The sequence below is a fragment of the Flectobacillus sp. BAB-3569 genome (assembly GCF_002270355.1).
Lineage (GTDB): Bacteria > Bacteroidota > Bacteroidia > Cytophagales > Spirosomataceae > Flectobacillus > Flectobacillus roseus.
Map to the genome: position 1 here is coordinate 1 of NZ_NJFZ01000075.1, position 7,073 is coordinate 7,073.

Annotated in this window: 4 protein-coding genes and 1 pseudogene; 1 reads left to right on the forward strand and 4 read right to left on the reverse strand. The window is 33.0% G+C overall.

The features are described from left to right. The 4 genes from BWI92_RS26390 to BWI92_RS26405 form a co-directional block, all read right to left on the reverse strand. On the reverse strand, nt 1–593 hold a 593-nt coding region (locus tag BWI92_RS26390; protein ID WP_141234950.1), incomplete at its 3' end, for an efflux RND transporter periplasmic adaptor subunit. A gap of 193 nt (nt 594–786) precedes the next feature. Continuing rightward, on the reverse strand, nt 787–1,539 hold the full coding sequence (locus tag BWI92_RS26395) for a LytTR family DNA-binding domain-containing protein (protein WP_095168614.1): 753 nt from the start codon (nt 1,537–1,539) through the stop codon (nt 787–789). A 6-nt stretch (nt 1,540–1,545) separates the two neighbouring features. After that, nucleotides 1,546–2,619 carry a sensor histidine kinase gene (locus BWI92_RS26400; protein ID WP_095168616.1) on the reverse strand — a complete coding sequence of 358 codons (1,074 nt, stop codon included), beginning with the start codon at nt 2,617–2,619 and terminating at the stop codon, nt 1,546–1,548. A 583-nt stretch (nt 2,620–3,202) separates the two neighbouring features. Next, nucleotides 3,203–5,746, reverse strand: a complete 2,544-nt coding sequence (locus BWI92_RS26405; RefSeq protein ID WP_176464558.1) for a DUF5686 and carboxypeptidase-like regulatory domain-containing protein — start codon at nt 5,744–5,746, stop codon at nt 3,203–3,205. Nucleotides 5,747–6,799: 1,053 nt separating this feature from the next. On the opposite strand from BWI92_RS26405, the pseudogene BWI92_RS26410 reads away from it, so the two are divergent. Then, nucleotides 6,800–7,060: pseudogene (locus BWI92_RS26410) on the forward strand (transposase); the annotation flags it as partial. Nucleotides 7,061–7,073: the final 13 nt, after the last annotated feature.

Below are 7,073 nucleotides of genomic sequence, written 5' to 3' on the forward strand. Positions count from 1 at the left end.
GGTCCCACCAAGCTACCAAGCCTGCTTGGAATACGTCCAATGTACCCACTTACCGGTGCTTTAATACTAGTGAAGTTATAGTTTATTCTCGATGAACTCAGAGCAGCCTTTGCTTGCTCGACCTGTGCCGTTGCTGATTCATACGCAACTTGGGCAGACTTTAATTGGATTTCAGATACAACTTTACCTGCTACTAGTGGAGCAATTTTATCGATTTCTAATCTAGCTACTGCCTGATTTGCTAAAGCGACTTTTAATGCTGCATTGCTTCCATTGACTTGTTCAGAATATATCTCTGGTTTGATTGTAAAAAGAAGCTGCCCCTTTTGTACATAGTCTCCTTCTTTTACAAATACTTTTTCCAAATAACCTGAAATTTGTGGTTTAATATCTACATTAACACTTCCTTCTATTGAGCCTGGATATTGTGATTGAGTATCTTCATTACTTGTTTGAAGGATAATAAAATCAGTTTCAACTGCCTGTGACTGTCCTACTGCAGCTGAATCCGTCTTGCTTGATTCGCCGCCACAAGAGGATAGCATAATTGATGTGGCTATTGTGAAGAGAGCAAAATTCAGTTTACTATTCATGTGTTGTTGCGTTTACATTATTCATAATGCAAAACAAGCATAGCATCACCAAATTCTGAGTTAGTTTTATACCGAACTGTAATTATTGGGTGCTGAATAGTAAAATAGGCTTACTGAAAAGTTTAATGAAATCTACTTGATTAACTAAATGCTATATAGAACTTACTATCAAATGATATGAACTATTTATATATCAATCATACCCAAGCCACGTCTTTAGAAGAGGTGCCTTCTCTCTGCTTACGATCACCTCTACATCATAATTCTTCTTTAACTGGATTTTAAGTTTGTTGTTGAAATAATTATATATCTGCTCGATTGAATCGATGTGTATGATGAACTGCCTATTAGCCCTGAAAAATAGAGATGGATCAAGTTGCTGTTCCAACTCATCCATTGTCAGAGGAAGTGTTTCTTGAGTACCATTTAACAATTTGGCCTTAGTGATTTTGAGCTCAGAGAAGAAAAATACGATATCTGTTACTAATACAGTCTTAAATCCATCACGATATGGTAGTAGGAATCGTGTTCTATAGTTCTTAGGTCTGAAATCACTTAATAATCGTGTAATAGCATTCTGGTCTACCTTCGAAGCAATGATGTCGAATTTCTTGAAGGCTAAACTTAGCTCATCTTTTTCAACCGGTTTTAGCAAGTAATCAATACTATACTGTTTAAATGCCTTAATTGCAAATTCATCGTAAGCGGTAGTGAAAATAATAGGCACATCGACTTTTATCTTATCGAAAATCTCAAAGCTTAAACCATCAGATAACTTCACATCCATCATAATCAAGTCTGGAGAATCGTTAATTTGAAGCCATTCGATACTATCTTTAACAGTTTCGAGTATACCAAGTATTTTTACTTGTGAGCGTATACTTATTATCAGACGTTTAAGTCTTTCCGCATTGGGTCTTTCATCTTCAATAATTAAAATATTCATCTATATTTACTTAATTAATGGTATTGTAACTCTAAAAATCTTTTCATCTTGGTATACTATTGGCTTACCCCCCTTAAGTATATTATACCTACGTTCAATATTTTTCAAACCAATGCCAGAAGAAGGTATGTTTAATTCTAACGGACTCATCGTATTCTCTACAATAATCAAATTTTTATGAGCACTATAAATCCTTATTTTTAAAGGGTCATTTCTGAGCGTCTTATTATGTTTTAGTGCATTTTCGACAAGCATTTGTAGAGTTAATGGTGGTAGTTTTAAATACCTTTCTGAAGGTGAAATATCAATGTCAAAATCCACACCTTGACCAATACGTAGTTCTAATAAAAAAATATATGCATCCAAAAACTTCAATTCTTCTTCAAGTGAGATGGTGTTCTTTTTCGAATTAACCAGTAAATATCTATATATTTTAGAAAAATTTTCAGCGTAATCATATCCAAGCTGTTGGTCTTGAAGAATAAGTTCAGAAAGCACACTTAGATTATTAAATACAAAATGAGGATCTAACTGAAATTTAAGTGATTGTAGCTCTGTTTCTATAATAATTTGTTTAAGCTCCGTTGCTCTAATCGCCTCATTCTTCCAATTATTAATCATATAGTTCCCCGTATTAATTGTTACAATCACCCCTACAATCATTGTACTTACAACAAACCATCTGGTGTCTTCCAAACTGAAATTTAATACAAGTTCTTTTTGATCATGATTAGTTATAAAAATATATAATAATGCGATCAAAAGATGTATGCTAAATACAGCAAATAAGTTAAGACTAGCTTCAGCAAGTAAACGACGAACAGGAGACTCAGTCCAAGAAAGCACTTTGTTTAACCGCTTTCCAATGTATATACTAGTCTCAGATACCCCAATGCAAAATATCAATGTTGTACCTAAATCCAGTAAAATTTCACCAATAGACCGATGGAAAAACATCTTGACTGATGGCGAAAAAGGGTCCAGAATGTATGTGATTGCATATAGTAAGAAAAATGCAGACATTACAATCAATACACGTTTCCAAGTGTTACTAACAAAACTTTCTCCTATTTGTGCCATAAACTTCCTTTTTATATTTCATTCCTGATCTACATACTTCAAAAACAGTGTAAAATTTTTTGACGCAAAATTATGTAAGTGACCTTAATTACTCCAAATGATAAGAATGGTTTATGAAACATCATAATAAACGTTCGAAATGATTTTTCAGAAACCATTTTCTATTGATAATAAACCTATTATTATATTATTTGTAAGTTGTCATCAAACTTGTATATTTTCCGATTGTGTCGTGTTGCCGTAATTTCAATATAGTAGATTTTAAATTGTTTGAAATCTACTATATTGAAATTACGAAATACTAATCCCTGAAAAGGCTTTATAATTCCACATAAAATGTGAATATAACTTCAACCACAATTATTGTATGCCTAATCTAGCACAACTATCAATAATGAAAACTTTTCAGCAAAGATCTTTTTGATTAAAATATAAATTTATATGTTTTAATACGAGTCTGATTCCACATCATAGCCTTATTGATGAAAACAAAAAATCAAGTTGTTACTATATTAGGCCTTCTTAGACCTAATATAGTTAAAGAATATAAATAAAATATTCTTTAACTATATGATCCACCTAATTAGAATGAAAAATGGATAGATCCTTTTATAGTAAACATATCAGGTATTTTCCCTGAAGGAGATAAATGATCAAGGTAAGTTAAACGGTGAAAAGCTTGTAATCTAAATATTTTGAAGATATTATCAAGACCATATCCTACTTCCACAAAAGGTATATTTGGATTTAAACTTGAAAAATTAAATCTTGATTCATGTAAATTTGAAGAATGGGGAAGATTAGAACTTGACATTGTATCATCCATTACTTGTTGATTTTCATTGCTCTGACTACCAACCAAAACATTGACAGTGGCTAGTAAACGCCATTTTAACTGTCTAATCGCAGGAATTCTATTGAATAGTAATCCTTCGAAGTTATGGTTGTATTGAAAGGAAACAAACTTATCGCTTACGAATTCAAAGTAGTGCATAGTATTAAAGGCTGCACGGTTAAAAAAAATTGTTTGATTTCCTAAATGTGGATACAATAAAGGCGCTGGTAATTTAGAAGGTGTATATCCCGCAGTCAATAAATATGATGAACGTCCAAGTGTACCCAATCTAAATGTTTGGAATACCTTTGCAGTAAATTTGTGATAATCAAAATCTCCATTTAGGAAGCCTTTTAAACCTTTTTGATAAGTAAGTGTAACCACTGGCACTCGTTTTGTTTCCAACGTGACACGCTCATTCCCATCCATTATATAGGTTTCATTCTTCGCAAACCTCGCCTCAATTGTTAGAAAAGTATCATCATAGTAGTCTCTTGAAGGCGACAGTTGTCCCATTTCAGGATTTGTACGGTACTTAAAATCGAAAAGAGGATCAAAGTTTCTCTGAATCAAAGATGCGGAGAAAGTTAAACCTTTTGTTGGCTCTGTTTTGATAAATGTTTCATTTTCTCTTCTATAAAATGCTCCGGAGAATACCCCCCATCGTGTAAATGCATAGAAAATTTTATTATCGCCTATTAATTCGGAAGTTAGTCCTATCCTCTCTAAATCATACGTGTGGCGTACTCCAGCTACTGTCCAATGTCTTCTTGAAAGTATATAATTTACTTCTCCACTATATTTCATTTTTAAATCACGAGTACCAATTCCTGCAAAACCTTTTAATACTAAGCGCTTGCTAAATGCAGCATTAGTTCTAAAGCCCATCCGAAAACGAAGGCCTTCAATACGGTTGAATGCAACAGAGTAAAGATACGGGCCTATTTCAAGGCCATCGAAGCGCTTATATCCGCTGGTAATAAGTTCCGCTATTTCAACGTATGTTTTTACGATTGGAACATTCCTTACTGTATCTATCAATTTCGAGGCTAAAACATCTTGGGCGCTGAAAGGCTCATGACGTGCTTGTTCCCAAAATTTAGGGTCAGGTTCTTTCGAATCATCAGATATTTCTACAGGAATATCATAAAATGATAGGGGTTTAGGTTGGTTAACCAGAAAATCTCTATTTGAAATATACATTTTCAAAAGCATCCCAGCCGAATTTTTTGAGATTTCAGCAATATCTATTAAGAATCTAGTTTTAGCAGGTAACCATGCTCCTTCTGGAGTTTCGGTTAACTCTTGAGAGATTTTGACTTTATCTATAAAGTTAATATTTGCTTCCTTTCCAACTGTAGCATCTATCTGTACTAATGCGAAAGATGTTGTATCGATATAGGCTTTCCCACTAAACACTAAGTCTTTGTCATTTTTAGGGTCAAATTCTATTCCATAGCAAATATGTCCATCGATATCTGTTGTATCCGACAGATACCACTGGTAAGAGCCTTTCCAATTTTCTCCGATTGGGGATGTAATGTCTTTTCCCAAAAATGCTACGTAGTTATTATAGAAGTTGTAGTTTGCAAATAAGTTTCCTCCTACCAACTGTGATACAAACCCCCCTTCTTTTACTCCAACACCTTTTATATTATTTTTCAGTACTAGCTCTTTTCGACGAGAAGGGCTTTCACGGTAATAAAATTTTGAAACAGTTTCAGCAATAAAGGTTGGCACTACAGCCTTACCATCTTCACCAGCAATTTTTTCAAACTTGCTAATGGCTCCTTGAATTTGTTTCATCACCTTCTTTTCCTTAAACTTCTCCGAGATATTATCCACATCTAACTCAACTTTCGAATAGGAATTATACTCATATGCAGAAAGTCTCTTACGATCATTTTTGTCGCTATTCTCACGAAGTTTACGAAGTATTTTGAATGCAGGATTTTCGCCTGAATATACATACACTTCGGATAGAGATTTGGCTTCACTTGCAAGTTGAAAATCAATTGTTTGATCTGCGACTTTTTTGTTTAGAGCCTTGACACGAGTTTTATAACCTACTGAACTAACGTATAAGGAGTCTCCAAGCTCCTTTGCCCGAATTATAAAAACACCATCAAAATTGGCTTGAGAACCTATGTTTTTACCTTTGATACCAATAGTAGCAAAAGGTAATGGATCTCCGTTTTTTGCATCTGTTACTCTACCTTTTATTACGAATTGAGCTTTAGTTGTCATTGTAGTTAAAAGAATAAAGATGGTAGCAAAAGCTTTTGTAATCAAAAATAGATTTTTAGTGTACATGTAGTAATACAAATGAATATTGGTTTCAACATTTTTAATAGAACCACTATGGCGAAAATGCTATACAAACTATAATTAAATATTTTATGGACTGTTAAGATATCTATAGTGACGTGGATCTATTTGCTTAAAAAGAATAAAGAATTCATAATTGAAAACCTATATATCTTAAACCTAACTTTTAAAACGAGCCTTGTTAGTAGCTCTTACTGGTGCAAAAGTTGCTGATTTAGTATTCCGCAAGTAAACCTAATTGCCCCAAGTGGTAATAATGACTTCTGAAACATCAAAATAGATGTCTGAAATGATGTTGATAAGCTGTTATATGTTGATGAAAAATTTCTATAAACATGGACAATCCGATGTAAGAATATACTTATAAAGGTGTATATTTTAATCAATTTATGATTGTTGAAAAGCTTAAATAAGTGTTTAATATAAGCATATGGAATATATGTTTAGAAAAATGAAAACATTGAAAACATATATGTTTTCATATAGTATCAATTAGGAAACATCGTTCAGGAAAATGAAAACGTTGAAAGCACAGATGTTTTCATATAGTATCAATTAGGAAACATCGTTCAGGAAAATGAAAACGTTGAAAGCACAGATGTTTTCATATAATATCAATTAGAAAACATCGTTCAGAAAAATGAAAACGTTGAAAACACAGATGTTTTCATGTAATATCAATTAGAAAACATCGTGTTTTAAAATCAATTATATGATATAATATCATAGGTTAATATTTCTCTTAATCTAAGCGTACTAGATCTTATATTGATCGAACTAAACTTATATTAAAGGGAATAAACTAATAAGCTAGCTGTAAAGGGAGTGTTCACTAAACTGTGTCAGGGATTTTAGTTAGCTAAAATCTTCTTGATAAATTCTATCTTCAAAAGTAATTAAGTACTCAGACAAATTAAATGTTGAATTTACTTCCGACGTTCTTATGTAAGCTTCCCCAAAAATAGTACGGATTAAAAGTTTAAAAAGTGTGATATTTTTTAACTTTAGGTAAGTATTATGAAAAGGAGCAAATTTAGTCCGACCGAAATTGCCAAGATTCTTAAGGAATTTGAATCTGGCAAGTCCTTAGACACCATTGTTCGGGAATATGGGGTCAGTAAGGTAACATTTTATAAATGGCGTCAGCGTTATGGCGGCATGGAAGCGAGCGAACTCAAGAAGGTCAAACAACTTGAAGAAGAGAACGCCAAACTCAAGCGCATGTATGCAGAACTAGCCTTGGAGTTGGATATGGCAAAATATGTCATAGAAAAAAAGCTCTAAAGCCTTG

Coding starts and splice junctions, on each gene's coding strand:
- BWI92_RS26395 (WP_095168614.1), bottom strand. CDS start 1,539: ATGAATATTTTAATTATTGAAGATGAAAGACCCAATGCGGAAAGACTT.
- BWI92_RS26400 (WP_095168616.1), bottom strand. CDS start 2,619: ATGGCACAAATAGGAGAAAGTTTTGTTAGTAACACTTGGAAACGTGTA.